This window comes from Microbacterium sp. BWR-S6Y (assembly GCF_041379845.1).
Classification (GTDB): domain Bacteria; phylum Actinomycetota; class Actinomycetes; order Actinomycetales; family Microbacteriaceae; genus Microbacterium; species Microbacterium hydrothermale.
Genome location: NZ_JBFECV010000002.1, coordinates 302,956 through 329,629 on the forward strand (window position 1 = coordinate 302,956; position 26,674 = coordinate 329,629).

Here is a 26,674-nt window from a genome sequence, read left to right on the forward strand (position 1 = left end):
CGGGCTCGGGCGGCGGGGCGCCGGCGTTCCGGGACAGGGGATCGTCCGAGAACAGGTCGGGCGGACGCCCGCGCGGCCTGTGCCGGTGCGATCTCCTGTTCTCGCGGGGCGCGGTGGCGCCGGCCGCGGGGCCGGGAAGGCGGCATCCTGCTCCGGCGGCATCGTGCCGTGTGGCAGCGTTCCCGCCCGCGGCGATAGGGTCGAAGACGGCAACGGCGCCGACCCTCCACCCGAATCACAGCACCAGAGGATTCTGCCCATGAAGATCGGCATCCTGACCAGCGGCGGCGACTGCCCCGGTCTCAACGCGGTCATCCGTGGCGTCGTGCTCAAGGGCACGACCAACTACGACATCGAATTCGTCGGCATCCGCGACGGCTGGCGGGGAGTCGTCGACGGCGACTTCTTCCCCCTGACGCGTCACGAGGTGAAGGGCCTGTCCAAGGTCGGCGGCACCATCCTCGGCACCAGCCGCACCAACCCCTACGAGGGGACGCGCGGCGGCGCCGAGAACATCTCCAAGACCATGTACGGTCACCGTCTCGACGGCATCCTGGCCATCGGCGGCGAGGGGACCCTCGCCGCGGCCGATCGCCTGTCGAAAGACGGCATCAACGTGCTCGGCGTGCCGAAGACCATCGACAACGACCTGCGCGCGACCGACTACTCCTTCGGCTTCGACACCGCCGTCAACATCGCGACGGATGCCATGGACCGCCTCCGCACCACGGGCGACTCGCACCAGCGGTGCATGGTGGCCGAGGTCATGGGTCGCCACGTCGGCTGGATCGCGCTGCACGCCGGTATCGCGGCGGGTGCTCACGTGATCTGCATCCCCGAGGTGCCGATGTCGATCGAGGAGATCACCGAGCAGGTCACGCGCGCCCACGACCGCGGTCGTGCGCCCCTCGTCGTCGTGTCGGAGGGCTTCAAGCTGAAGGGCATGGACGAGGCGTTCAGCGACAAGGGCCTCGACGCCTTCAACCGCCCCCGCCTCGGCGGCATCGGCGAGCTCCTCGCCCCCGAGATCGAGCGCCTCACCGGCATCGAGACCCGATCCACCGTGCTCGGCCACATCCAGCGCGGCGGCTCGCCCTCGGCCTTCGACCGCGTTCTCGCGACGCGCCTCGGCCTGCACGCCGCCGACGCCCTCAACGAGGGGGCGTGGGGTCAGATGGTCGCGATGCGCGGAACCGACATCGTGCGCGTGCCGTTCGCCGACGCCCTCGGCGAGCTCAACAGCGTCCCGCTGTACCGCTACGAGGAAGCCGCCGCGCTGTTCGGCTGAACCTGCCGCCCCGACGCCCCGTCCCGCACTGGTCCGTGCGGGGCGGGGCGTCGCGCTCGTTCCGACGCAGGAAATCGTTCGAGAACAGGACTGGTTCTGAGTGCGCCGTCCTGTTCTCACGCGATGTCCTGTTGTGAATGAGACCTGCCGGGGCGATGCGGGCCGAGATGCAGGCCTTGTGCCATCGCTGTTCGGATGCGATCGACCACCGTTTCGGGCTCGAACATGATCTGCGCGTAGTCGAATCGCAGCACGGTGTAGCCGCGGAGGACGAGTCTCGCGTCCTGATCCAGGTCACGACGGCGGTCGGTGGGACTGCTGTGGAAGGCAAAGCCATCGAGCTGGACGATGAGGCGCTCCCCGATCAGCCCGTCGACGGCATGTCCATCGATGCGCACCTGCTGCCGCACCGAGATGCCGGCAGCGAACATGAGCGCGCGGAAGTGGCTTTCCAGTCCGGAATCCGACAGGGTGCCAGCGACGTGGGCGATCTCCGACGCACGCGGAGATCGCCAGATCACACGTGCCAGCACGTCGGGGTCGACGGCCCGGCGCCGCAGGGCAGACTCCCAGACGGCGAGAGCATCCGCGGCCGGGAGGCAGGTCGCCACGTGGAAGAGCACGTTGATGATGTGCTCGTCCGGGTCGGTGTTCGCCAGGGGCACGGGACCGACCCCACGGTGCAGCCTGACGCCTGTGGCATCCAGCCGTGACGCCGTCGGCGGCACCCAGATGTGGGGATGCGCGGTTGCCGGCGCCCAGAGCCCCCTTTCCGCGGCAGCGGTGAGGCAGGTGATTCGACCTCCGCGTGCGGCGGCGGCACGGCGGGGATGGGAGCACGCCGGGTGGACCAACCACGACCGGCGGATGCGTTCGATCCGTCCCTCGCTCACCGCCGTGATCATCGTGTGCGGGGTGAACCCGGCGGCGCGCGCGGTGCGGGTGTGAACGGCGCCGCCTCGACGGCGGACGAATTCGACGAGGGCGTCACTCATCCTCCGATGCTGCCCGCCGACGTCGGGCGGACGGGGACTCCACGTGCCCCACGGTGGAGTGATCAGGATGCCGTGAGGGTGGGGAGGAGTCGTGCTCCCGCGAGCGAGGACAGGCGATCATTCGAGAACAGGACGCGGGGGCTGAGCCGAGTCCTGTTCTCGCACGATCTCCGGCCGGCGCCCCCTACTCCGCGAGCCCCAGCACGTCGAGCAGCCACGCCAGCTCGAACGCGCGCTCGCGCCACGCGTTGTAGCGACCGCTCACGCCGCCGTGACCGGCGACCATCTCGCACTTGAGCATCGCGTCGGCACCGACCTCGCGCAGGCGCTGCACCCACTTGGCCGGCTCGACGTAGAGCACGCGGGTGTCGTTGAGCGAGGTGACGGCGAGGATCCGCGGGTATTCGACGCCGTCGCGCACGTTCTCGTACGGCGAGTACGACTTCATGTACGCGTAGACGTCGGCGTCGTGGAGGGGATCGCCCCACTCGTCCCACTCGATCACCGTGAGCGGCAGCGAGGGGTCGAGGATCGTGGTCAGCGCGTCGACGAACGGCACGTCGGCCAGGATGCCGGCGAACATCTCGGGAGCGAGATTGGCCACCGCCCCCATGAGCAGACCTCCGGCGCTGCCTCCCTCGGCGACGATGCGGTCGGGGGTCGTGTATCCCTCGGCGACGAGGTGCCGTGCCGCCGCGACGAAGTCGGTGAAGGTGTTGCGCTTGGCCGTGAGCTTGCCGTCTTCGTACCACTGCCGGCCCATCTCGCCGCCACCGCGCACGTGCGCCACGGCGAAGACGACCTCGCGGTCGAGCAGGGACAGGCGCGGCACCGAGAACCCGGGCTCGATCGAGTGCTCGTACGAGCCGTAGCCGTACAGGTGCACGGGGCGGGGCGCGTCGCCGGGCTCGCCGAACGAGCGCTTCCAGACGAGCGACACCGGCACCCGGGTCCCGTCGTCGGCGGGTGCCCACACGCGCGCCTGCGCGTAATCGTCGGGGTCGAAGCCCCCGAGCACCGGCTGGCGCTTGCGCAGCAGCAGTTCGCCGGTGTCGATGACGTAGTCGAAGACGGTGCCCGGCGTGACGAACGAGCCGTAGCCGACCCGCAGCACCGGCGGCGCCCACTCGGGGTTGCCGCCCGTGCCGACGCTGTACAGGGGCTCGTCGAAGGCGATCTCGGTGACCGCGCCGTCGGCGTACGAGAGCATGCCCAGGCGCGCGAGGCCCTCGCGGCGGTAGGCGACGACGCCCCAGTCGCGGAACGTGTCGACCCCCAGCAGACGCTGCCCGGGGCGGTGGGCGATCACGGTCTTGCGCGGTCCCTGAGGATCGGATGCCGCGACCCGGACGAGCTCGAAATCGAGGGCGTCGTCGTTGTGGAGGATGTACAGCACGTCTTCGCCGTCGACGGCCGCGTGGTCGACCGAGTACTCCACGCCCTCCCGCCGCGGCCAGACGACGCGGGCCTCGCCGCGCAGATCGTCGGCGTCGATCAGGCGTTCCTCCGAGGTGATCGAGGAGCCCACGCCGATCACCAGGTACTTGTCGCTGCGGGTGAAGTCGGCCCCGACCCAGTAGCGGTCGTCGCTCTCGTGGAACAGCTGGACGTCGGCATCCACCCCCGTGCCGATCTCGTGCAGCCAGACGGTGTCGGGACGCCAGGCGTCGTCGACGGTGGTGTAGACGATGAAACGGCCGTCGGGGGAGAAGGTCGCGCCCGAGAACGTGCCGGGGATCTCGTCGGCGAGCGTTTCTCCGGTGGTCAGGTCGCGCACGCGCACGGTGTAGCGCTCGTCTCCCGCGACGTCGATGCCGTAGAGCATGCGCGTGCCATCGTTCGAGATCTCGAAGCTGCCGAGCGAGAAGAAGTCGGTGCCCTCTGCCTCGACGTTGCCGTCGAAGAGCACCTGCTCGCCCGGAACGGGCCGGTCGGGGGAAAGGGTCGGCGGCGTCCAGTCGTCGGGGGAGTCGAGCGGTGCGCGGCACTGGATGCCGTACTGCGCCCCCGCGACGGTGCGTCCGTAGTACCACCAGTCGCCGCGGCGGGCGGGGACCGAGAGGTCGGTCTCGAGCGTGCGGCCCTTGATCTCGCCGAAGATGGTGTCGCGCAGGCGCGAGAGGTGCGCGGTGCGGGCGGTCGTGTAGGCGTTCTCGGCCTCGAGGTGGGCCACCACCTCGGCGTCGTCTTTCGCGCGCAGCCATTCGTACGGGTCGTCGAAGGTGTCGCCGTGGTGCGTGCGGGCGACGGGGCGGCGGTCGGCGACGGGAGGCGTGGGCTGCGGATCGAGGTCGGTCACCGTTCCACGGTAGTGCGCCCCTGCGACATCGGCCCGGGAGGACGCACCGGATGCCGCCCGCCCGGTCGTCCGCGCGTTTGACCCTCACAGGTCGGGGTGAAAGGATGTCGTCGCGTCTTCCGGTGAACGGAAGGACAACGCCAGGTGAACTCTTCGTTCGTCACGCCGATCCCGTCGGCATCCCCCCTCCTTCTCACGGAAAGCGAACGGTGGAGAGCGCAGCCCTCATCATCGTGCTGGTCATCGCGCTGGCACTGTTCTTCGATTTCACCAACGGATTCCACGACACCGCGAACGCGATGGCCACTCCCATCGCGACGGGTGCGCTGAAGCCGAAGGTCGCGGTCCTCCTCGCGGCGAGTCTGAACCTGGTCGGCGCGTTCCTGTCGACCGAGGTCGCCAAGACCATCTCGGGCGGGATGATCCGCGAGGAGCAGCTGAGTCCCGACATCTTCCCGCCGATCATCTTCGCGGGGCTCATCGGCGCGATCACGTGGAACATGCTGACGTGGCTGCTGGGCCTGCCCTCCAGTTCGTCGCACGCGCTGTTCGGCGGTCTCATCGGCGCGACGCTCGTGGGCGTCGGCGCCTCGGCGATCGACACGGGAGTGGTGCTGAGCAAGGTGATCCTGCCGGCCCTGATCGCTCCGCTGACGGCCGGGGTGATCGCGTTCGTCGTGACGAAGATCGCCTACGGCGTCACGCGTCGCTACGACGCGAAGGCCGACGGTCGCGACGGCTTCCGCTGGGGGCAGATCTTCACCTCGTCGCTCGTGGCCCTCGCCCACGGCACCAACGACGCGCAGAAGACCATGGGTGTCATCACCCTCGCCCTGATCACCGTCGGGTGGCAGTCCACGGCGAACCCCGACCCGCAGCTGTGGGTCGTCTTCGCCTGCGCCATCACGATCGCCCTGGGCACCTACATGGGCGGATGGCGCATCATCCGCACGCTCGGCAAGGGCCTCACCGACGTCAAGCCCGCGCAGGGCTTCTCGGCCGAGACCTCGACCGCGGCGACGATCCTCGCCTCCAGCGCCCTCGGTTTCGCGCTGTCGACGACGCAGGTGGCATCCGGTTCGGTCATCGGCTCGGGCCTGGGCCGCCGCGGATCGACCGTGCGCTGGAACACCGTCGGACGCATCATGATCGGCTGGGTGCTGACGCTGCCCGCCGCCGGTGCGGTGGGCGCGGCCGCCGCGCTCATCGTCGTGTGGCTGGGCGGGTGGGGCGTCGCCGTCGACGCCGTGATCGCCGTGGCGATCGTGCTCGGTCTGTTCCTGCGCTCGCGGCGCGACTCGGTCACCTCCGCGAACGCGATGAGCGAGGTCGCCGACTCGGGCGCGGCCGTGAAGGTGCCGCGCAAGCCCGGACCGACCCGCCGTCAGCGTCGCCTCGAGCGCGAGAAGGCCGGGAAGGACGCCTGATGCTCATCAACTGGGAAGCCTTCCTGCAGGTCTTCGTCGCGGCCCTCCTGGGCGCCTCGATCGTCGTCACCTTCTACGCCCTCGGTCTGCGCCTGCTGGTGCGCGGGGGCCGCCCGCCGCTGGTCGCCCCGGCGGAATTCACCGACGCCATCACGGTGCTCAGCGACAAGCAGCGCCGTCGCGCCGAGAAGGCCGTGGCGAAGGCCGCCAAGAAGAATCCGCTCAGCGAGGGGCAGAAGCGCCTGTCGCTCGTCGGCGCCTACGCGTGCTTCGCGGTGTGCGGCGCGGCCGTGCTGGGCGCCCTGCTGCTGATCCTCTTCAACCACTGACCTCGCGTCGTCGGCGGGGCGCGGGCGGATGCCACGGCGCCGGGCCGGTGCGGACGGTCGCTGTCGCGGGAGGCGCCGCCCGGACTCCCGGTGTCGGAGCCCCCTCGTAGGCTGAGGTCATGGCATCCGTGCAGTTCGGTCAGCACGCGCCCGCCGCGCGCGTGATCCTCCACCTCAGCGACACCCACCTGCTCGGCGGCGATCGGCTTCTCGGCGACCGGTACGACACGGCCGTGCACCTGCGCCGCACCCTCGCCGCGGCCGAGGCGACCGGGGTGCGACCGGATGCCGTGGTCTTCACCGGCGACCTCACCGACCTCGGCGAGCCCGAGGCCTACCGCGCCCTGCGCGCGGAGGTCGAGCCCTGGGCCGAGCGCCTCGGCGCGCCGGTCGTCTGGGTCGCCGGCAACCACGACGAGCGCCCCGCGCTGCGGGCCGAGCTGCTCGACGCCGAGGCCACCGAAGAACCGGTGACGAGCGTGCACGATCTCGGCGGTCTGCGGCTGATCGCCCTCGACTCCGCCGTGCCCGGCTGGCACCACGGAGACCTCGACCCGGCCCAGCTCGAGTGGTTGCGCGCGGAGCTGTCGACCCCCGCACCGCGGGGCACCATCCTCGCCCTGCACCACCCGCCGCTGCCCACGCACATCCCGTTCTTCGACATCCTCGAACTGCGCGACCAGCCCGGTCTCGCGGCGGCGATCGCCGGCAGTGACGTGCGTGCGATCCTCGCCGGGCACCTGCACTACTCCACCTCGGGAACCTTCGCCGGGGTGCCGGTGAGCGTCGCCGCGGCCTCGTGCTACACGATGGACCTCGCGCGTCCCGCCGACGCGGTCAACGGGATGGACGGGGGACGCTCGTTCCACCTGGTCCACGTGTGGGACGACACGATCACCCACGCCGTGGTGCCGGTGGTCGACGCGGAGACGACGGGATACTTCACCCCCGCGTGGGTGGAGCGGATGGCGGCGCTCACCCCCGAAGAACGCCTCGAGGCCTTCTCGCGAAAGTCGCCCGTGCAATAGACGCGCGGGACAGTGGCGATGTCGGCACGTGCCGCCGTGTCCAACGACCGCGTCGGTCACGGTGGTTAGGCTCGTGGCATCCCTGCTCGCCGTGACACCCACGAGGACACCCACATGGCTTTGGACGCAATGACGCGCACCCGTATCGAGACCGATTCCCTCGGATCCCTGGAGATCCCCGCCGACGCGTACTGGGGGATCCACACGGCTCGTGCCCTCGAGAACTTCCCGATCGCGAAGCGGCCGATCTCGGTCTACCCCGACCTCGTGCGGGCCCTCGCGATGGTCAAGCAGGCCTCGGCGCGCGCCAACCGCGAGATCGGCGTGCTCGACCCGGCGAAGGCCGACCTGATCGACCGCGCCGCGCAGCGCGTCATCGACGGCGAGTTCCACGACGAGTTCACCGTCGGCGTCATCCAGGGCGGCGCGGGGACCTCGACCAACATGAACGCCAACGAGGTCATCACCAACATCGCCCTCGAGATGGCCGGTCGAGAGAAGGGCGATTACGCCTTCCTGTCGCCGATCGACGACACCAACCGCAGCCAGTCGACGAACGACGTCTACCCGACGGCCATCAAGATCGGCCTGTCGCTCACGCTGCGGAGCCTGCTCGAAGAGCTCGCGCTGCTGCGCCAGTCGTTCCTGTCGAAGTCCGAGGAGTTCCACGACGTCCTCAAGGTCGGTCGCACCCAGCTCCAGGATGCCGTGCCCATGACGCTCGGCCAGGAGTTCCACGGCTTCGCGACGACGCTCGGCGAGGACTACAACCGTCTGACCGAGAACGCGTACCTGCTCTTCGAGATCAACATGGGCGCGACCGCGATCGGAACGGGCATCACCGCGCACGCCGGCTACGCCGGATCGGTGCTGCGGCACCTGCGCGAGATCACGGGGCTCGACCTCGAGACCGCGACCGACCTCGTGGAGTCGACCAGCGACACCGGCGCGTTCATGTCGTTCTCGTCGTCGCTCAAGCGCAACGCCGTCAAGCTGTCGAAGATCTGCAACGACCTGCGGCTGCTGTCGTCGGGACCGCAGGCCGGCCTCGGCGAGATCAACCTGCCCCCGCGGCAGGCGGGCTCGAGCATCATGCCGGGCAAGGTCAACCCGGTCATCCCCGAGGTCGTGAACCAGGTCGCCTTCTCGGTGGTCGGCGCCGACATGACCGTCACGATGGCGGTCGAGGGCGGTCAGCTCCAGCTCAACGCCTTCGAGCCCGTGATCGCGCACTCGGTCTTCCAGTCGATCACCTGGATGCGCCAGGCGATGTGGACCCTGCGGGTCAACTGCGTCGACGGCATCACGGCGAACCGCGAGCGACTCGGGGCGATGGTCGGCTCGTCGGTCGGCGTCGTCACCGCCCTCACCCCCTTCATCGGGTACGCGGCCGCCGCGGCCCTGGCCAAGACCGCGCTGCTGACGCACCGCAACGTCGCCGACCTCGTCGTGGAGGCGGGCCTGATGACCCGCGAAGAGGTCACGAAGCAGATCTCGCCGGCGCGGCTGTCGGGCCTGCAGGCGGTGACCGCGGCGATCCCGATCGTGCGCGCCGCCGACAGCGTCGTCGAGGACTGACCCGCGGTCCGGCATGAGCGCCGCGAAGGGCCGGGACGCAGCGTCCCGGCCCTTCGTCGTGAATGCCGCGTCAGTCGAGGATGCGACAGTGCGTCGTCAGCTCGCCGATGCCGTCGATCCCGACGGTGACGGTCGAGCGATCGCGCAGGAAGATCTGCGGGTCACGGGAGTAGCCGGCGCCGCCGGGGCTGCCCGTGGAGATGAGGGTGCCCGGCAGCAGGGTGACCGACTCGGACAGCTTGTTGATCAGCGTCTTCACCGAGCGCACCATCTGGCCGGTGCTGGCATCCTGCACCGTGTGTCCGTCGACGACCGTCCAGATGTGCAGGTCCTGCGGGTCGGGGATCTCGTCGGCCGTGACCACGAACGGACCCGTCGGGGTGAAGCCGTCGAACGACTTGCAGCGCGACCACTGCGCCTCGGAGAACTGGATGTTGCGCGCGGTGATGTCGTTGACGACCGTGTAGCCCCAGACGTGGTCGAGGGCGTCGGCCTCCGCGATGTCGCGGCCGGGGCGGCCGATGATGACCCCGAGCTCCGCCTCGTAATCGACGGCCTCGCTGAGTGCCCGCGGCCACGACGTGGTCGCCTCGTGGGCGGTGAGCGAATTGGGCCACAGCACGAAGACGGTCGGGCCCGCGTCGGTCTTCAGACCGAGCTCGCCGGAGTGCGCCGCATAGTTCAGGCCCACCGCGAGGATCGACGGGGGAGCGAGGACGGCCGAGGCGAACCGGATGCCGCTGAGCGGTGCGCGCGGGGCGGTCGCGGCGGCGTCGCGGACGCGGTCGAGCAGGGTGTCGCCGCCGGCGATCAGCTGCTCGAGCGTGGCGGGAGCGCCCTCGAAGAGCGCGTCGACGAAGGAGAACTCCTCGCCGTGGACGCTGACGAGACGAGGGGCTTCCGCCCCTTCCTGAGACCGGACGTGGGCGAAACGCATGTCTCCACGCTACCGGCCCGTCCCCGGGCGCGCGTTCGCAAGCCTCGACAGTGTGGCGATCGGCGACCCTAGGCTGTGCGCATGAGCTCCCCGTCGCCGCTTTCGCGACCCGATTCGATCGAACCCGACCGCATCTCCACCGCTCCGCAGGTCGCGGTCTCTGCCGCGCCGCCGCGGTCGCGGCGAGGGGGAGTGGCCCTGTGGGTCGTGGCGGTACTGCTCGCGCCCCTGCTGGCGCTCCTCGTGCGCTACTTCACCGGGTTCCTCGGGACGGCGGCGACGTTCCTCGGTCTGATCCTGGCCGCGATCCCGTTCGTGATCGTGTGGTTCGCGGTGCGCTACATCGACCGGTGGGAACCCGAGCCACGGCGGCTGCTCGTGTTCGCCGTCGCGTGGGGGGCGATCGCCGCGGTCGTCATCGCACTCGGTGTCGACCTGCTGCTCACCCTCGCGCTCGGCAGGCTGCCGGAGGCGTTCAGCGCCGTGGTGCAGGCGCCCATCGTCGAGGAGATCGCGAAGGGTCTCGGCGTCCTGCTCATCTTCGCGTTCGCGCGTCGCGCCTTCGACGGCCCCGTCGACGGGATCGTTTACGGCGCGCTCATCGGCGCGGGCTTCGCGCTCACCGAGAACGTCCAGTACTTCGCGATCAGCTACCTCGAGGGCGGTCCCGCGCAGGTGGCGAGCACGTTCTTCCTGCGCGCGGTGCTGTCGCCGTTCGCGCACGTCATGTTCACCAGCCTGACGGGGTTCGCGTTCGGGCTCGCCGCGCGGCGCGGCCTGCGGACCGGAGCGGCCCTGGCCTACGGCATCCCGGGTCTGATCGGGGCGATCCTGCTGCACGGTCTGTGGAACGGATCGGCCACCTTCGCGAGCTTCTTCGAGGTCTACGCAGCGCTGCAGGTGCCGCTGTTCGTGCTCTTCATCCTGGGGATCCTCGCCCTCCGCCGCGAGGAGGCGCGACTGACGCGCGCGCGCCTCGGCGAGTACGCGGCGGCCGGATGGTTCACCCCGCAGGAGGTCGACATGCTCGCGACCGGGCCCGGGCGTCGTTCCGCCCTCGCGTGGGCGCGCACCCTGCCGGGGGACCGCTCGCCGGTCATGAAGACGTTCATCGCGGATGCCACGGCGCTCGCCGCCGCGCGTCAGCGCACGCTGTCGGGGCGCGACCCGCAGGCCCCGGCGGCCGAGCGGTACCTGCTCGAGCGCACAACGGCGGCGAGGGCGGCCCTGCTGTCGCGATGACGCTTCTCGCGCCGTCGAGACCGCGTCAGGATGCCGACACCGCGCCCGTTCCGGACGTGCCCTGTGCGGTCGCGGTGATCGCGTGTGGTCTTGCCGACCGGGGTCTTGACACCGGCGCGAGGCGGGGGGAACATCGGTGTGGACCAACTCAGCGCCCGGGAGACACGCAGGCATCGCCGCGGCACCGGGCGCTGAGTCTTTGTCCAGGGGCTTCGCCGATCGGGTCGGCGTGCTTGGATGGATGCATGACTGATCGCACCAAGCCGGAGTTCGACGCTCCCAGCGGCCCCGCCCCCTCCGACCTCGTCATCCGCGACATCATCGTCGGCGACGGCGACGAGGCCAAGCCCGGTGACACCGTCACCGTGCACTACGCCGGTGTCGAGTACGAGTCGGGCGAAGAGTTCGACTCGTCGTGGGGCCGGGGCGAGAGCATCCAGTTCCCCCTCCGCGGCCTGATCCAGGGCTGGCAGGACGGCATCCCGGGCATGAAGGTCGGCGGACGCCGCGAGCTCGTGATCCCTCCGCACCTCGCTTACGGTCCCGCCGGCGGCCACTTCCTCGGCGGGAAGACCCTCATCTTCATCATCGACCTGCTCAAGGTCGGCTGAGAAGAAACCCGATGTTCACGAACCCGAGGGGGCTGCGGCACCCTCGGGTTCGTCTTTTTCCACGATCGTGGAATACATTCGTGTGAATGGGAGTTGGGCTCGTCAGGACGCCGACACGGCTCCCCAGACCTCTAGGAGTGACATGACCGACGCAACCACCCTCGACATCCCCGGCTACAAGACCGGAACCTGGGTCCTCGACCCCGCGCACAGCGAGGTCACCTTCTCGGTGCGCCACATGATGATCTCGAAGGTGCGCGGCACCTTCGGCGTCAAGAGCGCCACCATCGTCGCCCCCGAGAACCCGCTCGAGGCCACCGTCGAGGCATCCGTCGACGTCACCTCGGTCGACACCAAGGACGAGGGTCGCGACCAGCACCTGCGCTCGGCCGAGTTCTTCGACGCCGAGGCCTACCCGACGCTCGACTTCCGCTCGACCGGTGTGCGCGTCGAGGACGGCGACTTCCTCGTCGACGGCGATCTCACCATTCGCGGCATCACCAAGCCCGCCACCTTCTCGCTCGACTTCGGCGGCTTCGGCACCGACCCGTGGGGCAACTACAAGGCCGGCGCGACCGCCAAGACGGTCGTCAACCGCGAGGACTTCGGCCTCACCTGGAACGCCGCCCTCGAGACCGGCGGCGTCCTCGTCGGCAAGGACGTCACGATCGAGCTCGATCTGCAGCTCTCGCTTCAGGCGTGATCCCACCGCAGCGCGCGCTGCGGTGACCACGCATGGCGAAGGACCCGGATGCCTCGGCATCCGGGTCCTTCGTCGTCTTCGGGCTCAGGCGGCGACGCGACGGGGGAGGCACAGGCGCTGCTGCACGAGCAGGATGCCGAGGAACACCACGGCCGCGCCGACGGGCTCGTTCCACGAGATGCGTTCGCCGAGCACCAGGATGCCGAGAGCCACCCCGACGACGGGGGTGATGTACGTGACGGTCGAGGCGCGCGTGGGGCCCCAGGCGCGGAGTGTGTTCTGGTTCCAGACGTACGCGACCCCCGTTCCGAGAACGCCGAGGGCGACGATGCTGCCCACGACGGGGAGGTCGAGCCGCATCGGCTCGGCCAGGATGACGGGCGACAGCAGCACCATGAACGCCGCGGCCGGGCCGATGTACCCGAACGCGAAGGCGATCCCCGAGAGGCCGGTGTCGCCGAGGAAACGGCGCATGTACGCGAGGCTGAAGCCGTAGCACCCGGTCGCGCCGAGCAGCGCGAGCTGGGCGACCGTGCTGCCGCCGACATCGGCCACCGCTCCGGGCGCGATGATCACCACGACGCCGACGATGCCCACCGCGATCCCCGCGAGCTGACCGGGCCGGAGGCGTTCGACGCGGAAGACCGCCCACGCCATGATCGCCGTCATGATCGGGGTCGTGGCGTTGAAGATGCTGGCCAGGCCCGACGACACGTACTGCTCGGCCCACGCGAACAGCAGGAACGGCACGACGCAGAAGCTGAACCCCAGAACGACCAGGTGGGCCCAGACGCGCCGGCTGCGGGGCAGACGCTCGCGCCGGACGGCGACGATCGCCCCGAGCGCGAGAGCGCCGAACAGCAGGCGCCCGCCGGCCACCTGCGCGGGCGTCATGCCGGTCAGCGCGACCGCGATGAAGAGGAAGCTCGACCCCCACACGACGCCGGTGAGCACGAACTGCACCGCGACGGACGCGGGGGAGGGGGAAGGACCGGATGCCACGATCCCGACGATAGGGCGTCCCTCCGACACCAGCGGGGTGGGGCGGATGCGACGTCCGGAATCCGCCGGGGTTCGGCAGTCGCGCGGCGTCCGTTCGTCGAGCGGCGCCGCGTCGCCCGGCGTCGTCCGGCGCCGCAAGACGCGGTGCGGTGCGGTGTGACACGGCGCGCCGCGGGCCCGCTCGGGCGTCGTCAGGGCTGCGGGTTCAGCGCGTCGTAGTCGCGGAATCGGGGCGAGAACCGCACGAGCGTGCCCACGAGGGCCAGGATGACGATCCCGCCCAACAGGGGCGGAACCCACAGGGCGGCGAGGGTGGCCAGGGTTCCGGCGTAGAGCGCCCCGACGCGGGGGCCGCCGGCCACCACGACGATGAAGATGCCCTGGAGTCGTCCGCGCATGGCATCCGGGACCGCCGCCTGCATCATCGTGGAGCGGTAGATGGCGCTGACGTTGTCGGCGGCGCCTGAGACGGCCAGCACGACCGCCGCGAGGACGATCAGCGCGACGGCGGCGTGCGTCTCGTCGACCAGATCGGGGCGGAGCCAGCCCAGGCTCCCCGCGAGCAGCACGAGGCCGAACCCGCCGATCGAGAGGCCGTAGACCTGGATGGCCCGCTCGATCCCGAGGCCCTGGCGCCGGACCCGGCCGACGGGTCCGGAGAACAGGCTCGACAGGAACGCCCCCGCGGCCACGGCGGCGGTGAGCACGCCGGTGGTGATGGCTCCACCGCCGAGCAGGACCGCGCCGATCGCGGGGAACAGCGCCACCGGCTGACCGAAGGTCATGGCGATGATGTCGAGGATGTACTGCAGACGGATGTTGGGGGCGCGGCGCAGGAAGCGCGCGCCGTCGCGCAGCGACTCGAGGCCGGGGCGCACCACCTCGCCCTCGGGCCGCAGTCGCGGCAACGACCACAGGCCGAGGAAGAGCGAGGTCATCAGCAGCACGTCGAGCGAGTAGGTCCACGCGTAGCCGGCGAAGGCCACGAGCACGCCGGCGAGGGCGGGACCGGCCATGACCATGATCCCGACGGTGACCCCCTGCAGAGCGGCGGCGGCGGGGAGCAGGTCGCGGGGGAGCAGGCGGGGCGTGATGGCCGATTTGGTGGCCATCACGATCGAGTTCGCCGCCGAGTTCACGACGCTGAGCACGAAGAGCCACCCGACCGTCTCGAGCCCCGTCCACGCGAGGATCGCGAGCAGGGCGGTCGAGGCGAAGGTGACGACCGCGGAGAGCAGGGCGACGGTTCGCCGGTCGAAGGCGTCGGCGAGCATGCCGCCGTAGAGCCCCGCGGCCACCATCGGGAGCAGGCCCGCGACCGCGATCATCGACACCGCGAACGTGCTCTGCGTCAGCTCGAACACGTGCAGCATGACCGCCACGACCGTGAGCTGTCCGCCCAGGCCCGCGAGGGTCGACCCGATCCACAGGCGCGCGAACGCCGGCGAGGTCGTCAGCGGACGCAGATCGATGAGGGCGCTCTGGCGGGTCGTCACGCGTCGACCTCGACCCGCTTCGTGCGGGAGGTGTGCCCGCGCACGATCTCGACGTCGCGCGGGGCCACGCCGAAGTGGGCGGCAAGGGCCTTCACCACTCCGCGGTTGGCCGCGCCGTCCACGGCCCGCTCGCGCACGTGCACGACGAGCCCGTCGGCGTCGTCCTCGACGAGGGGGCCGCGGGAGCTGCCGGGCTTGACGCGAACGGTGAGCTGCACGGATCGAGGCTACGCCAGGCCTCCGACACGACGGCACGCGGGCGACCCTGGCGGGCGGACGGTCGGCCTGTCCACGGCGGGTCGTTCGCGGCATCCCGATGCTGGTAGACTCATGCGGTTGCCGTTCGATCGGCCGCGGATAAAGAGAGCTCGCACATCAGGTGCCGGGCGCCGCGCAACAAGAGGAAGGGGATCCCATCTATGGCACTCGAAGCAGACGTCAAGAAGGCGATCATCGAAGAGTACGCGACGCACCCCGGTGACACCGGATCCCCCGAGGTGCAGGTCGCGATGATGACGCAGCGCATCAAGGACCTCACCGAGCACCTCAAGCTCCACAAGCACGACCACCACTCGCGCCGTGGGCTGTTCCTGCTCGTCGGTCAGCGCCGCCGCCTGCTGGGTTACCTGCAGGACGTCGACATCAACCGTTACCGCTCGCTCATCGAGCGTCTCGGTCTGCGTCGCTAATCGCACCAGCGTTCTATCGCGCAAAACATTCTTGGAAGGCCGCCCCACGGTGTGGGGCGGCCTTCGGCGTTCCCGGGCGCTCGCCGCTCCCGCTCCGCCGCGCCTCCACGCGATAAACGCCGATCCTGTCGAGACACGCGGTGTCGCGGCGTGTCTCGACAGGATCGGCGTTTATCGAGAGGGTTCCCCAGCGCTCAGGATGCCGCGCGCGCGGCCAGCAGATCCGCGTGCCAGCGCTCGGCCACGTCGGGGTGGGCGCGCAGGCGCGACTTCAGGGCGTTCTCGCCGTAGGTCGCGTGGATGGGGTTGGTCGGGTCGTCGGTGACGCCGCGGACCTCGGATGCCAACTCCTCGGGCAGCTCGATGATCGGCAGGCGCGCGTCGAGGGCGGGGTTGAAGAAGAACGGCACCGAGATGCGCTCGTCGGGGAACGTCGGCGAGATGACGCGGTGGTTCGTCGCCGTCAGGTACCCCTGCGTGGCGTACTCGAGCAATTCGCCGATGTTGACCACGAAGGCGCCCGGAACCGGGGGAGCGTCGACCCACTCGCCGTCGCGCTCGACCTGAAGTCCGCCCTTGCCGGGCTCGACCCACAGCAGGGTGAGCACGCCCGAGTCCTTGTGGGCGCCCACGCCCTGCTGGGGAGTCGGGTCGTCCTTGCCGGGGTAGCGGACGATCTTGATGAGGGTCTGCGGGTCGCCGAAGTGGCGGTCGAAGTACTGCTCCTCCGCACCCAGGGCGAGAGCCCACGCGCGCAGCAGCTTGCGGGCGACGCCGGTGAGGTGGTCGTGCCACTCGGTCACGACGTCCTTGAGCTCGGGCTGGGCCGCGGGCCACAGGTTCGGCCCGACGAGGCGGTTGTAGCCGGGGCCGTCGGCATCCGGGATCGCCTCGCGCTCGGGGCCGATGTCGATCTGCTCGCGCCAATCGACGCGACCCTGCGTGCGCTCACCGCCGACGCGGGTGTAGCCGCGGAAGTGCGGGCTCGTGATGTTCTCGATCGCGAGCTTGTCGGCCTCGGGGAGGGCGAAGAAGTCGTGGGCGGCCTGCAGCAGACGCGCCTCGAGATCGGGGGTCACACCCGTGCCGGTGAGGTAGAAGAAGCCGACGTCGTGGGTGGCGGCGCGCAGCTCGTCGCGGAAGCGGGACGCGGCCTCGGGTCCCTGGTCGAGGAGCGAGAGGTCGAGGATCGGGAGGTTCAACGCGGACATGGATCGAGGCTAGGTCGGGGCGGGGAGCGGCGCGCGATTGTTGCCGAGCGTTACCGCCGCCGGGGGTGGCGAACGATGCGTCGAGGAATCGGGGATGCGCGATCCGGCGAAAGTGCGTAATCTGTCACAGTCAGGTGAGGCTGTCCTTACCTGATCCGCAGCGTCGCGGTCCTTCCTCCTCGTGAAAGTCGGAATACCCGCCCGTGCTTGCCAGCTTCTTCGCCACCTTCCTCATCGGCCTCCGCGAAGGCCTCGAGGCCGCGCTCGTCGTCGGCATCCTCGTCGCCTACCTGACGCGCCTCGACCGCCGCGACGCCCTGCCCAAGCTGTGGACGGGCGTCGGCCTCGCGGTCGCCCTCGCGCTCGGGGTGGGAGCGATCTTCACCTTCGGCGCGTACATGCTGACCTTCGAGGCGCAGGAGCTCCTGGGCGGCGGCCTGTCGCTGCTCGCCGTGGCCATGGTCACCTGGATGATCTTCTGGATGCAGAAGGCCGGCCGCACGCTCAAGGCGGGTCTCGAGGGCGGGATCGACAAGGCGCTGCGCGGCGGGGTGTGGGCGCTCGTCGCGATCGGCTTCGTCTCGGTGGCCCGGGAGGGCGTCGAGACGACCCTGCTGCTGTGGTCGATGGTGCAGTCGTTCGGGGAATCCCCGATCGCCCTGCTCGGCGCCCTCCTGGGACTCGCCACCGCGGTCGTGCTCGGATGGTTCATCGCCCGCGGGATGCTGCGGCTCAACCTCGGCCGGTTCTTCACCTGGACCGGCGGCGTCCTCGTCATCGTCGCCGCAGGCGTGCTCGCCTACGCCTTCCACGACCTGCAGGAGGCGGGGGCGCTCCCCGGCCCGTTCGGGGCCGGCGCGCCCGTCGACCCGACGACGGGGCTGGTCGCCGTCGGCTGGGCGGGTTTCCCCTTCGGCTGGGCGTTCGACGTCTCGACCTCGATCGCCCCCGACAGCGCCCTGGCCGTGCTGCTGCAGGCCACCGTGGGCTTCATGCCGCAGATGACGTGGCTGCAGGTGCTCGCGTGGGTGGTGTACGTCGCCGTGGTCGCCCCGCTGTTCATCCGGGGCGTGCGCGCGGGCCGTCGTCCTCGCCCCGCCGTCTCGGCCCCGGCCGTCCCCGTCCCCGCCGGACCGGCGCCCTCCGAGGCGCCGCACCCCGCGCGCGCGGCGACCGCACGCCCCGCGGCGGCGGTCGGCACGCCCACGGCCCCGTAGCCCCCGCTTCTCCCGCGCGCGCCCGACGCCGCGGCATCCTTCTTCCTTCATCGAACGGAGCATCATGAACTCGACACGCCTCCTCGCGGCCTCGGCTGCGGCCGGCGCGGCCGTCCTCGTCCTCTCGGGCTGCGTGGCCAAGACCGACGCCGCCGCCTCCGGCGCGCTCACGGTCACCTCGACCGCCGACGGCTGCGCCGTCTCGGCCGGCAGCGCGCCCAGCGGCACCGTCGCCTTCACTGTCGACAACAAGAGCGAGCAGACGACGGAGTTCTACCTGTTGGCATCCGACGGCCTCCGCATCGTCGGCGAGGTCGAGAACATCGCCCCGGGCGCCTCGCGCAGCCTCACCGTGGTCGCCCAGCCGGGTGACTACTACACCCTGTGCAAGCCGGGGATGGTCGGCGACGGAGTCGGCAAGGCGGCGTTCACCGTCACCGGCGACGCGGTGGCCGTGGAGGGACCGGATGCCGAGCAGAAGCAGCAGGCCGTCGACCTCTACGCCGCGTTCGTGAAGGACCAGGTCGGCCAGCTCATCCCCGCGGTGCAGACCCTCGCCGCCGCCTACGAGGGCGGGGACGACGCCGCGGCCCGCGAGCAGTTCCCCCGCGTGCGCGCTTTCTACGAGCGCATCGAGCCCATCGCCGAGGCGCTCGGCGACCTCGACCCCCGCATCGACTACCGCGAGGTCGACGCCGTTGCCGAGGGCCTGGACTGGACCGGGTTCCACCGCCTCGAGAAAGACCTGTGGGTCCCCGCGCAGGACGCCCTGAACGCCGACGGCGAGACCCCGGCCTGGAACAACTGGGCGCCGTCCACCCCCGCCGAGCGCGCCACCTATGGCGACAAGCTCATCGCCGACACGCAGGAGCTGTACGACTACGTGCACTCCGACGCCTTCACCCAGGCGCTCGACGCGCAGGGCGTCGCCGGCATCTCGAACGGCGCGATCGCGCTGCTCGACGAGGTCGCCACCGGCAAGATCAGCGGCGAAGAGGACTGGTGGTCGGGCACCGACCTGTACGATTTCGCCGCGAACGTCGAGGGGTCGAAGATGGCGTTCTCGCTCGTGCGCGACTTCGCCGACTCGAAGGGCGACAAGGGCGCCGAGCTGGTCTCGCGCATCGACAAGGGATACGCCGACCTCGAGGCGGCTCTCGCCGCGCACGGCTCCGCAGACGCCGGGTTCGTGCCGTACTCGCAGCTCACCGAGGCCGACAAGCGGCAGCTCACCGACCTCATCAACGCCCTCGCCGAGCCGCTTTCGCAGCTGACGGTGACGATCCTGGAGTGAGCGTGCACGACGACCGCACCGACGCCGCCTCCCCGGTTCCCGAGCCGGCCGCAGAGCCGTCCGCCCCGAGTCAGGGGCTGTCCCGCCGCGGCCTGATGGGCCTGGCCCTCGGCGCCGGCGCCACTGGCCTCGTCGTGGGCAGTGGCGTCGGGCTCGTGGGCGGAGCGGCGTACGGCCGCGAGCAGGAGCGGACGGCGACGGATGCCGTCGCCCCGGCCGCGGGCGTGCACCAGCCCGGGATCACCACCCCGGTCCAGGACCACCTGCACTTCGCGTCGTACGACATGATGGCCCGCACCACCCGCGACGACCTCGCCGAGCTGCTTGCGGACTGGACCTACGCCGCGACGCGGATGATGCAGGGACTCGACGTCAGCGCGACGGGCGCGGTCGGCGGCTCTCCCGAGGCTCCGCCGGACGACACCGGTGAGGCGCTGGGTCTTCCCGCGAGCAACCTCACGATCACGTTCGGATTCGGTCCGTCGCTGTTCGACGACCGTTTCGGGCTCGCGGCCCAGAAGCCCGCGGGGCTCGAGCGCCTGCCGGCGTTCCTCGGCGACGACCTCGATCCGCTGCGCTCCGACGGCGACCTCTGCATCCAGGCCTGCGCCGACGACCCGCAGGTGGCCGTGCACGCGATCCGCAACCTCAGCCGCATCGCGTTCGGCCGGGCGACGATCCGCTGGTCGCAGCTCGGCTTCGGCCGCACGTCCAAGACGACGGCCTCGCAGGCGACGCCCCGCAACCTCTTCGGTTACAAGGACGGCACGGCGAACATCCTCGCCGACGACACCGCCGCCCTCGACGAAAACGTCTGGGTCTCGGCATCCGAGGGGCCGGCGTGGCTCGCGGGCGGATCGTACCTGGTCGCCCGGCGCATCGCGATGCTCATCGAGACGTGGGACCGCACCCGCCTCGCGGAGCAGGACCGCGTCGTCGGTCGCGACAAGGCGAACGGTGCGCCGCTCTCCGGCGGCGACGAGTTCGCGGCCCCCGATTTCGCGGCCGTGGGGGCCAGCGGCGCGCCCGCGATCGATCCGCGCAGTCACGTGCGTCTCGCGCATCCCGACATGAACGGCGGCATCCGGTTGCTGCGGCGGGGCTACAACTTCGTCGACGGCACGACCGACCTCGGTCGGCTCAACGCGGGGCTGTTCTTCCTGTCGTTCCAGAAGAGTCCCGAGCGCTACATCACCGTGCAGAAGGCCCTGGCGACGGATGCCATGGGCGAGTACCTCCGCCACGTCGGGTCGGGACTGTGGGCGGTGCCGCCCGCGGCTCCCGCCGGAACCTCGATCGGGGCGGGCCTGCTCGGCGCGTAGCGACCGCGCGCCGCCCGGCCGCGGCGCAGGCGTCGCGCCGCGCCGCTGCGGCGTCGCGCTGCGCCGCGCCGCTGCCGCGGTCGAGATCACACGTTCGGCGCGAGGTCACACGAAAGCGGTGCCGCCGAGGCTGTGCTCTCGCGCCGATCGCTTGATCTCGCGGGGCGGGGGTGCGCGGGGCGCAGGGGCGCGGGGCGGGGGGCGCGGGGCGCGCCGGCTAGCGCGAGCCGCGGCCCGCGCCGAGCTCGCGGTCGTGGAAGAGCCACGGCATCCGGGGCTCCACCAGGGGGCGCGTGAGGCGCCGCACCGGGCGGCTCGACAGGACCACGGCGATGACGACGCTCGCGACCACGACCACGGGGATCCACAGCCACACGGGTTCGAGACCGCGCAGCACCCCCGACTGCCGGAACGGATAGAGCACGAACGTGTGCAGCAGGTAGACGTACATCGTGTACCGGCCCAGAGGGGTCCAGCGGGTCTCGCGGCGGGGGATCAGCGCCAGGAAAGCCGTCATCAGCACGAGCGCGAGCGCGATGATCGCGAGGCGGATGGCCCCGGCCCACCACTGCGGCGCGTCGAGGTCGACGTAGGCGTCGACGAAGAAGAACCACGTGCCGAGGCGCATCGCGCTCCAGGCGTCGACGAAGACGTACGCGAGCACGCCGGCTCCCGCGAGCACCCCCGCCGCGAGCAGACGCAGCCACACGGGTCGGGCGGCGAGGAGACCCGCTCGAGCGACAACGTCGTGCTCGCACAGCCACCACCCCAGGGTGAAGAACGGCAGCAGTCCCAGGAACCGCGACACCGAGAACGTCGAGTCGATGCTGGGGAGGTACCCGGCGACAACCGAGATCGCGAGGGCCCAGAAGAGGGGGCCCCGCAGCAGGGCGAGGTAAGGCAGGACGAGGCGGAACAGGGCCAGGGCGAGGAGGAACCACAGGGTCCACGACGGTTGCGCGGGGTCGAGGTTGGTCCTCCCCGTGACGAGGAATTGCGTGATCGTCCACAGGGTCTCGAAGATGACATACGGCGCGACGAGATCCGTGAACAGGCGGGCCATGCGACGCCGCGTCGGCTCGGCCGCCGACGAGAAGTACCCCGAGACGAGGGCGAACAGCGGCATGTGGAACGCGTACACGAGCAGGTAGACGGCCTCCGCGGCATCTGAGTCGTAGGTCAGCCGCTGGATCGCGTGCCCGAGGACCACCAGGACGATGGCGGCGAAGCGCGCGTTGTCCCAGAAGGGCACGCGGGTCGGCGGGAAGGGGGTGGCATCCGTCATCCCCGGCGACGATAACCGCGACGTGTCGCGCGGTCCACGGGGTCGGATCCCGGATGCCGATGGGGTAGGGCGGAATAAAGTCGGGCGTCGTGCGTTCTTCCATGTATATTCAGATGCATACAAAACGGAGGCGCATCATGAGCGAGAACACCACTTGGCCGGGCATGCAGTTCGGTGTCATGACGGTGAGCGACATCACCCAGGACCCGACCACGGGGAAGACCCCGAGCGAAGCCCAGCGCATCAAGGACACGCTCACCATCGCCAAGCACACCGAAGAGGTCGGCCTCGATGTCTTCGCCCTCGGCGAGCACCACAACCCGCCGTTCTGGTCGTCGTCGCCCACGACGACGCTCGCGTACATCGCCGCGCAGACCGAGCGCCTCATCCTCACGACGTCGACGACGCTGATCACCACGAACGACCCGGTGAAGATCGCCGAGGACTTCGCGATGCTGCAGCACGTCTCGGGCGGTCGCGCCGACCTCATGCTCGGCCGCGGCAACACCGGCCCGGTCTACCCCTGGTTCGGCAAGGACATCCGTCAGGGCCTGCCGCTCACGATCGAGAACTACGACCTGCTGCACAAGCTGTGGCGCGAGGACGTCGTCGACTGGGAGGGGAAGTTCCGCACGCCGCTGCAGGGCTTCACCTCGACCCCGCGTCCCCTCGACGGCGTTCCCCCGTTCGTGTGGCACGGATCGATCCGCACGCCCGAGATCGCCGAGCAGGCCGCCTACTACGGCAACGGGTTCTTCGCGAACAACATCTTCTGGCCCAAGGAGCACTACCAGCGCCTCATCACGCTGTACCGCGAGCGCTTCGCCCACTACGGACACGGCACGCCCCAGCAGGCGATCGTCGGCCTCGGCGGCCAGGTGTTCATGCGCGCCAACTCGCAGGACGCCGTGCGGGAGTTCCGTCCGTACTTCGACAACGCCCCCGTGTACGGCCACGGCCCGAGCCTCGAGGACTTCAGCGAGATGACCCCGCTGACCGTCGGCTCGCCGCAGCAGATCATCGACCGCTACGCCGCGATGCGCGAGACCTTCGGCGACTACCAGCGCCAGCTCTTCCTCATCGACCACGCGGGTCTTCCGACCAAGACGGTGCTCGAGCAGCTCGACATCCTCGGTGGCGAGGTCGTTCCCGTCCTGCGCAAGGAGCTGCAGAAGAACCGCCCGGCCGAGGTGCCCGACGCTCCCACGCACGCCAACCAGGTCGAGAAGATCTACGCCGGCGCGGCCCCGCGTCAGGCCGTGCCCGGCGCGAACCGCGGCGACAACATGGTCTCGGGAAGCCCGTACCAGGATGCCGCGCCCCGCACCGGCAGCGCGTTCGGCGCCGCCGCGACGAAGGTGGGTGCCTGAGATGGCCGCCCGCCGCATCGCGGTCGTGACCGCGGGGCTGTCCACGCCCTCGTCGACGCGCATGCTCGGCGACCGTCTCGCCCACGCCGCGCTCGCCGAGCTGCGCGAGCGCGGCATCGAGGCCACGGCCGACGTGTTCGAGCTCCGCGACTACGCGCACGACCTGACCGACAACCTGCTCACCGGCTTCGCTCCCGCGGCTCTCGAGCAGATGATCAACACCGTCGTCTCGGCCGACGGCCTCATCGCCGTCACGCCGATCTTCTCCACGAGCTACTCGGGATTGTTCAAGTCGTTCATCGACGTGCTCGACCCGCAGGCGCTCACGGGCACCCCGGTGCTCATCGGCGCGAACGCCGGCACCGCCCGGCACTCGCTCGCGATCGACTACGCCATCCGGCCCCTGTTCACCTACCTGCACGCCAACCCGGTGCCGACGGGCGTGTTCGCGGCATCCAGTGACTGGGGTGCCAACGCCGACGAGGTCGCCCCCCTCGGTTCGCGCGTCGACCGCGGCGCCCGGGAGTTCGCGGATGCCATCGCGGCCCGCGAACCCGTGCAGGACGCCGATCCGTTCGAACCGTCGTCGTACCTCGGCGAGGGCCGGTCGTTCGGCCACTTGCTGGGTGGTCTGTCGGGGGAGTGAGCCCGCACGTCGACGCTCCGTCGCCCGTGGAGGTGGCGGGGCGTCGACGCACGTGTGGTGGGGCTGGGTCGGTGGTGCGTGCTCAACGACCTTCGTGCGGACGGGCGGGGCGAAGGTTCCCTCATGTGCGCAACCTTCGTCGTGTTTGCGGTTCAGCGGCTGAGGTTGTGCGTATCGCGGAGGCTGTGAGCGAGCGCTCGCCGCGGCGCGGTTCTGGCGTTCTAGGGTGGCAACGACGAGAGGGAGTCGAATGGATGCCACGCAGTGGGATGAGCGCTACCGCGCCTCCGCCGGAGGGGTCTGGGCCACAGAGCCGCCCGCCGCCGTGCGGGAGATCGTCGCCGAGCTCACCCCCGGTGCGGCGATCGATGTCGCGACCGGCGACGGACGCACGGCCATCTGGCTCGCCGCGCGCGGCTGGGACGTCACGGCCGTCGACTTCTCGTCCGCGGGGCTCGCGCTCGCCGCGGCTCGCCCCGGCGCGGATTCCGTGACCTGGGCGCACGCCGACGTGCGCGAGTGGGAACCCGCGGCATCGGTCGATCTGGTCGTCTCCTGCTATCTGCACCTGCGCGACAGTGCCGCAGCCGTCGCGCGGATCGCGGAGTGGGTCGCGCCCGGCGGGACGCTCGTGGTGATCGGCCACGACGTCGACAACATCGCCGCGGGCGGTCACGGGCCGTCGGACCCCGCGATCCTCTACACGCCCGAGCTGCTGCGCGGTGCACTCGGCGACCGGTTCCACCTCGTGCGTTGCGCGCAGGTCGTCCGCGAGAGCGACGACGCCGAGTTGCGCGGCGGACACGCCTCTGCGGCGGTCGACACGCTGCTGCACGCGGTACGGGTGCGCTGAGGCCCGCCGGCACGGTCGCTCGTGCGCGGTGCGGACGCTTCACGGGCCTCCGTCACCGACGCATGCCGCGCGGGTGCGCCGGGGCCCGGCCGGCGCTCGTCGACGCATGCCCTGCCGGTGCGCTGAGGCCCGGCCGGCGCGTCTCCGCTCGGTCGCGGAGGGCCGCCGGCCCGCGGCGTGTTGACTCGACCGCGCGCCTCGCTCCGCCGAGGATCGCTCACAGCACGATGTCGGCGACCTCCCGGATCTCACGGGAGGCGACCGGCCGCAGCCCGCGCTGCACCAGCACATCGGCGCCCGCAAGCGGCCCGGTGTCGATGCCGGCCTCGGCCGCGATGTCGGCGATCGGCGTCTGGAAGGTGCGGAACGTTCCCAGCGGCGGCACCGTGAGCCCCTGCCGAGTGTCGACGAGCTCGGTCTGATCGAGGATGAAGCCCGCCGCCGCCAGCGCTTCGCCCGTGCTCCAGGCCGCGATCTTCCAGAACCGGAGAGGGACGCGGATGCCGCGATAGGGCGGGTCGTCGTCCTCGAGCACGGGGGCGGTGAAGACGGCCAGACGCTGGTCGGTCGTCTCGGCGTAGGTCAGCACGTGGTCCTCGAGCCCGAGCCAGAGCTCCTTCGACTGGTTGAAGCCGGCCGCCTGCGGTGCGGCGTTCGTGTAGGAGAACGTCGCCTCGGTGGCATCCCGAGCCTCGTCCGCCGACCCCCAGCCCGGATCGCGTCGGCGTACGAGGTGCCCGCGGTCGAGGTCGTTGCGACTGTAGACGTCGGGACCGGCCTGAGATGCGGCGGGTACGCGCGGATCGAGGCGCCACTCGCCCGTGCGGGGCTGATCGCGCAGCGTCGCCCCGTCGATGACGACGCCGGTGACCGCGGCGAACCGGCGCCGCTCGTCGAGCAGCACGGAGAACCGCGGGTAGTCCAGCCGCGTCGTCGCCGCCGCGGGGGAAGGCAGGGGCAGGGGGATGCCGAGGAAGTCCGGGTCGTAGCCGTCGCTCATGCGTCCATGGTGCCGCGCACCTCCGACATCGCGACAGACTGAGGTGATGGAACAGCTCGTGAAGACCCGCGCCGACGCCCCCGCGGGGTTCTTCGCCGCCGAGGCTGCGGGCCTCGGTTGGCTGGCCGAGGCCCGCGGTGCGCGGATCGCGCGGGTGATCGACACCGGGGCGCTCGAGATCGTGCTCGAACGCGTCGCCGAGGTGCGACCGACGATCGAGGCCGCCGAGGCGTTCGGCGCTGCGCTCGCCGTCACGCACGCGGCGGGAGCCGAGGCTTTCGGCGCCGCGCCCCCGGGGTGGGAGGGTGACATCTTCATCGGTCGACGCGCGCAGCCCGCGGTCCCGCGCGCGACGTGGGGAGCGTTCTACGCCGCGCAGCGCGTCGAGCCGTTCGTGCCGATCGCTGTCGCGGCCGGAAACCTCTCGGCATCCGGAGCCGAGCTCGTGCGCCGCGTATGCGCGCTGATCGCCGACGGCGTGTTCGACGATGACGAGTCGCCGGCGCGCCTGCACGGCGACCTGTGGGCGGGGAACGTCCTGTGGTCGCCCGAGGGGGTGGTGCTCATCGACCCCGCGGCCCACGGCGGGCATCGCGAGACCGACCTGGCGATGCTCGCGCTGTTCGGCTGCCCGTTCCTCGAGCGGATCCTCGCGGCCTACGACGCGGCGAAGCCGCTGCGCGCGGGGTGGCGCGAACGGGTGCCCCTGCATCAGTTGCATCCGCTGGCCGTGCACGCTGCGGGACACGGCCCCTCGTACGGACACGCGCTCGTCGACGCCGCGGAGCGGACGCTCGCGCTGGCCTGAGGTTCGTGCGTGCTTGGCGAGAATCATTCTCAATAGAATGGATG

General features: G+C 70.9%; 25 protein-coding genes. 16 read left to right on the forward strand and 9 right to left on the reverse strand.

The features are described from left to right. Positions 1 to 259 precede the first annotated feature (259 nt). Entirely contained in the window at positions 260 to 1,288 is a 1,029-nt protein-coding gene (locus tag AB1K56_RS05280) for a 6-phosphofructokinase (RefSeq protein ID WP_136587893.1), read from the forward strand. Positions 1,289 to 1,404: 116 nt separating this feature from the next. On the opposite strand, the gene AB1K56_RS05285 is transcribed toward AB1K56_RS05280, so the two are convergent. Then, complete coding sequence (locus tag AB1K56_RS05285) at positions 1,405 to 1,953, reverse strand: endonuclease domain-containing protein (protein ID WP_371204867.1); 549 nt, start codon at positions 1,951 to 1,953, stop codon at positions 1,405 to 1,407. Between the two features lie 514 nt (positions 1,954 to 2,467). Then, positions 2,468 to 4,582, reverse strand: a complete 2,115-nt coding sequence (locus AB1K56_RS05290) for a S9 family peptidase (protein WP_371204868.1) — start codon at positions 4,580 to 4,582, stop codon at positions 2,468 to 2,470. A 209-nt stretch (positions 4,583 to 4,791) separates the two neighbouring features. Between AB1K56_RS05290 and AB1K56_RS05295 the strand changes: the two genes are divergently transcribed. From AB1K56_RS05295 to AB1K56_RS05310, 4 genes are all read left to right on the forward strand, one after another. Beyond that, complete coding sequence (locus AB1K56_RS05295; RefSeq protein WP_136587896.1) at positions 4,792 to 6,009, forward strand: inorganic phosphate transporter; 1,218 nt, start codon at positions 4,792 to 4,794, stop codon at positions 6,007 to 6,009. Next, on the forward strand, positions 6,009 to 6,338 hold the full coding sequence (locus AB1K56_RS05300) for a peptidase (RefSeq protein ID WP_136587897.1): 330 nt from the start codon (positions 6,009 to 6,011) through the stop codon (positions 6,336 to 6,338). The genes AB1K56_RS05295 and AB1K56_RS05300 overlap by 1 nt, the downstream gene beginning before the upstream one ends. A gap of 119 nt (positions 6,339 to 6,457) precedes the next feature. After that, the gene (locus AB1K56_RS05305) at positions 6,458 to 7,366 is read left to right on the forward strand and encodes a phosphodiesterase (RefSeq protein WP_371204869.1); all 909 of its coding nucleotides are present in this window, start codon (positions 6,458 to 6,460) and stop codon (positions 7,364 to 7,366) included. Positions 7,367 to 7,480: 114 nt separating this feature from the next. Continuing rightward, positions 7,481 to 8,944: an aspartate ammonia-lyase gene (locus AB1K56_RS05310; protein ID WP_371204870.1), complete on the forward strand. Its 1,464-nt coding sequence runs from the start codon at positions 7,481 to 7,483 to the stop codon at positions 8,942 to 8,944. 70 nt (positions 8,945 to 9,014) lie between these two features. Here the strand turns inward: AB1K56_RS05310 and AB1K56_RS05315 are convergent, their stop codons facing one another. Then, positions 9,015 to 9,881 carry a fumarylacetoacetate hydrolase family protein gene (locus tag AB1K56_RS05315; protein WP_371204871.1) on the reverse strand — a complete coding sequence of 289 codons (867 nt, stop codon included), beginning with the start codon at positions 9,879 to 9,881 and terminating at the stop codon, positions 9,015 to 9,017. Positions 9,882 to 9,962: 81 nt separating this feature from the next. Here AB1K56_RS05315 and AB1K56_RS05320 point away from each other — a divergent pair, with 81 nt between their 5' ends. The 3 genes from AB1K56_RS05320 to AB1K56_RS05330 all read left to right on the forward strand — a co-directional run bounded on the left by AB1K56_RS05320 (position 9,963) and on the right by AB1K56_RS05330 (position 12,437). Then, entirely contained in the window at positions 9,963 to 11,123 is a 1,161-nt protein-coding gene (locus tag AB1K56_RS05320; RefSeq protein WP_371204872.1) for a PrsW family intramembrane metalloprotease, read from the forward strand. 245 nt (positions 11,124 to 11,368) lie between these two features. Next, entirely contained in the window at positions 11,369 to 11,734 is a 366-nt protein-coding gene (locus AB1K56_RS05325; RefSeq protein ID WP_013583439.1) for an FKBP-type peptidyl-prolyl cis-trans isomerase, read from the forward strand. Positions 11,735 to 11,876: 142 nt separating this feature from the next. Further along, entirely contained in the window at positions 11,877 to 12,437 is a 561-nt protein-coding gene (locus AB1K56_RS05330; RefSeq protein WP_371204873.1) for a YceI family protein, read from the forward strand. An 84-nt stretch (positions 12,438 to 12,521) separates the two neighbouring features. On the opposite strand, the gene AB1K56_RS05335 is transcribed toward AB1K56_RS05330, so the two are convergent. From AB1K56_RS05335 to AB1K56_RS05345, 3 genes are all read right to left on the reverse strand, one after another. Continuing rightward, entirely contained in the window at positions 12,522 to 13,439 is a 918-nt protein-coding gene (locus AB1K56_RS05335; RefSeq protein ID WP_371204874.1) for a DMT family transporter, read from the reverse strand. Positions 13,440 to 13,630: 191 nt separating this feature from the next. Continuing rightward, positions 13,631 to 14,935 (reverse strand): MFS transporter, encoded by a 1,305-nt coding sequence (locus tag AB1K56_RS05340; protein WP_371204875.1) that lies wholly within the window; start codon positions 14,933 to 14,935, stop codon positions 13,631 to 13,633. Further along, a complete protein-coding gene (locus AB1K56_RS05345) occupies positions 14,932 to 15,153 on the reverse strand; it encodes a DUF167 domain-containing protein (RefSeq protein ID WP_136587905.1) in 222 nt (73 codons plus the stop codon). Before AB1K56_RS05345 ends, AB1K56_RS05340 begins: the two co-directional genes overlap by 4 nt. Before the next feature lie 201 nt (positions 15,154 to 15,354). Between AB1K56_RS05345 and rpsO the strand changes: the two genes are divergently transcribed. Continuing rightward, the gene (rpsO, locus tag AB1K56_RS05350) at positions 15,355 to 15,624 is read left to right on the forward strand and encodes a 30S ribosomal protein S15 (protein ID WP_058623437.1); all 270 of its coding nucleotides are present in this window, start codon (positions 15,355 to 15,357) and stop codon (positions 15,622 to 15,624) included. A gap of 194 nt (positions 15,625 to 15,818) precedes the next feature. Here the strand turns inward: rpsO and AB1K56_RS05355 are convergent, their stop codons facing one another. Next, the gene (locus AB1K56_RS05355; RefSeq protein ID WP_371204876.1) at positions 15,819 to 16,835 is read right to left on the reverse strand and encodes an isopenicillin N synthase family dioxygenase; all 1,017 of its coding nucleotides are present in this window, start codon (positions 16,833 to 16,835) and stop codon (positions 15,819 to 15,821) included. Between the two features lie 203 nt (positions 16,836 to 17,038). Between AB1K56_RS05355 and efeU the strand changes: the two genes are divergently transcribed. From efeU to efeB, 3 genes are all read left to right on the forward strand, one after another. After that, positions 17,039 to 18,052: an iron uptake transporter permease EfeU gene (gene efeU, locus AB1K56_RS05360; protein ID WP_371204877.1), complete on the forward strand. Its 1,014-nt coding sequence runs from the start codon at positions 17,039 to 17,041 to the stop codon at positions 18,050 to 18,052. Positions 18,053 to 18,116: 64 nt separating this feature from the next. Further along, the gene (gene efeO, locus AB1K56_RS05365; RefSeq protein WP_371204878.1) at positions 18,117 to 19,346 is read left to right on the forward strand and encodes an iron uptake system protein EfeO; all 1,230 of its coding nucleotides are present in this window, start codon (positions 18,117 to 18,119) and stop codon (positions 19,344 to 19,346) included. A gap of 2 nt (positions 19,347 to 19,348) precedes the next feature. After that, positions 19,349 to 20,668, forward strand: a complete 1,320-nt coding sequence (gene efeB, locus AB1K56_RS05370; RefSeq protein ID WP_371205061.1) for an iron uptake transporter deferrochelatase/peroxidase subunit — start codon at positions 19,349 to 19,351, stop codon at positions 20,666 to 20,668. Positions 20,669 to 20,885: 217 nt separating this feature from the next. On the opposite strand, the gene AB1K56_RS05375 is transcribed toward efeB, so the two are convergent. Continuing rightward, on the reverse strand, positions 20,886 to 21,953 hold the full coding sequence (locus AB1K56_RS05375) for an acyltransferase family protein (protein WP_371204879.1): 1,068 nt from the start codon (positions 21,951 to 21,953) through the stop codon (positions 20,886 to 20,888). Positions 21,954 to 22,090: 137 nt separating this feature from the next. On the opposite strand from AB1K56_RS05375, the gene AB1K56_RS05380 reads away from it, so the two are divergent. From AB1K56_RS05380 to AB1K56_RS05390, 3 genes are all read left to right on the forward strand, one after another. Next, entirely contained in the window at positions 22,091 to 23,323 is a 1,233-nt protein-coding gene (locus AB1K56_RS05380) for an LLM class flavin-dependent oxidoreductase (RefSeq protein WP_371204880.1), read from the forward strand. A gap of 1 nt (position 23,324) precedes the next feature. Continuing rightward, positions 23,325 to 23,969 carry an FMN reductase gene (locus AB1K56_RS05385; protein ID WP_371204881.1) on the forward strand — a complete coding sequence of 215 codons (645 nt, stop codon included), beginning with the start codon at positions 23,325 to 23,327 and terminating at the stop codon, positions 23,967 to 23,969. A 250-nt stretch (positions 23,970 to 24,219) separates the two neighbouring features. Further along, on the forward strand, positions 24,220 to 24,822 hold the full coding sequence (locus AB1K56_RS05390) for a class I SAM-dependent methyltransferase (RefSeq protein ID WP_371204883.1): 603 nt from the start codon (positions 24,220 to 24,222) through the stop codon (positions 24,820 to 24,822). A gap of 217 nt (positions 24,823 to 25,039) precedes the next feature. Here the strand turns inward: AB1K56_RS05390 and AB1K56_RS05395 are convergent, their stop codons facing one another. Next, on the reverse strand, positions 25,040 to 25,822 hold the full coding sequence (locus AB1K56_RS05395; protein ID WP_371204884.1) for a DNA/RNA non-specific endonuclease: 783 nt from the start codon (positions 25,820 to 25,822) through the stop codon (positions 25,040 to 25,042). 46 nt (positions 25,823 to 25,868) lie between these two features. Here AB1K56_RS05395 and AB1K56_RS05400 point away from each other — a divergent pair, with 46 nt between their 5' ends. Next, positions 25,869 to 26,630: a fructosamine kinase family protein gene (locus tag AB1K56_RS05400; RefSeq protein ID WP_371204885.1), complete on the forward strand. Its 762-nt coding sequence runs from the start codon at positions 25,869 to 25,871 to the stop codon at positions 26,628 to 26,630. The last annotated feature ends 44 nt before the right edge of the window (positions 26,631 to 26,674 follow it).

What these genes read in the sequence shown, in the direction of transcription:
- AB1K56_RS05390 (WP_371204883.1), top strand. Translation starts at nt 24,220, where the DNA reads ATGGATGCCACGCAGTGGGATGAGCGCTACCGCGCCTCCGCCGGAGGG.
- AB1K56_RS05385 (WP_371204881.1), top strand. Translation starts at nt 23,325, where the DNA reads ATGGCCGCCCGCCGCATCGCGGTCGTGACCGCGGGGCTGTCCACGCCC.
- AB1K56_RS05380 (WP_371204880.1), top strand. Translation starts at nt 22,091, where the DNA reads ATGAGCGAGAACACCACTTGGCCGGGCATGCAGTTCGGTGTCATGACG.
- AB1K56_RS05325 (WP_013583439.1), top strand. Translation starts at nt 11,369, where the DNA reads ATGACTGATCGCACCAAGCCGGAGTTCGACGCTCCCAGCGGCCCCGCC.
- AB1K56_RS05305 (WP_371204869.1), top strand. Translation starts at nt 6,458, where the DNA reads ATGGCATCCGTGCAGTTCGGTCAGCACGCGCCCGCCGCGCGCGTGATC.
- rpsO (WP_058623437.1), top strand. Translation starts at nt 15,355, where the DNA reads ATGGCACTCGAAGCAGACGTCAAGAAGGCGATCATCGAAGAGTACGCG.
- AB1K56_RS05375 (WP_371204879.1), bottom strand. Translation starts at nt 21,953, where the DNA reads ATGACGGATGCCACCCCCTTCCCGCCGACCCGCGTGCCCTTCTGGGAC.
- AB1K56_RS05280 (WP_136587893.1), top strand. Translation starts at nt 260, where the DNA reads ATGAAGATCGGCATCCTGACCAGCGGCGGCGACTGCCCCGGTCTCAAC.
- efeO (WP_371204878.1), top strand. Translation starts at nt 18,117, where the DNA reads ATGAACTCGACACGCCTCCTCGCGGCCTCGGCTGCGGCCGGCGCGGCC.
- AB1K56_RS05320 (WP_371204872.1), top strand. Translation starts at nt 9,963, where the DNA reads ATGAGCTCCCCGTCGCCGCTTTCGCGACCCGATTCGATCGAACCCGAC.
- AB1K56_RS05300 (WP_136587897.1), top strand. Translation starts at nt 6,009, where the DNA reads ATGCTCATCAACTGGGAAGCCTTCCTGCAGGTCTTCGTCGCGGCCCTC.
- AB1K56_RS05395 (WP_371204884.1), bottom strand. Translation starts at nt 25,822, where the DNA reads ATGAGCGACGGCTACGACCCGGACTTCCTCGGCATCCCCCTGCCCCTG.
- AB1K56_RS05310 (WP_371204870.1), top strand. Translation starts at nt 7,481, where the DNA reads ATGGCTTTGGACGCAATGACGCGCACCCGTATCGAGACCGATTCCCTC.
- AB1K56_RS05355 (WP_371204876.1), bottom strand. Translation starts at nt 16,835, where the DNA reads ATGTCCGCGTTGAACCTCCCGATCCTCGACCTCTCGCTCCTCGACCAG.
- AB1K56_RS05400 (WP_371204885.1), top strand. Translation starts at nt 25,869, where the DNA reads ATGGAACAGCTCGTGAAGACCCGCGCCGACGCCCCCGCGGGGTTCTTC.
- AB1K56_RS05330 (WP_371204873.1), top strand. Translation starts at nt 11,877, where the DNA reads ATGACCGACGCAACCACCCTCGACATCCCCGGCTACAAGACCGGAACC.
- AB1K56_RS05315 (WP_371204871.1), bottom strand. Translation starts at nt 9,881, where the DNA reads ATGCGTTTCGCCCACGTCCGGTCTCAGGAAGGGGCGGAAGCCCCTCGT.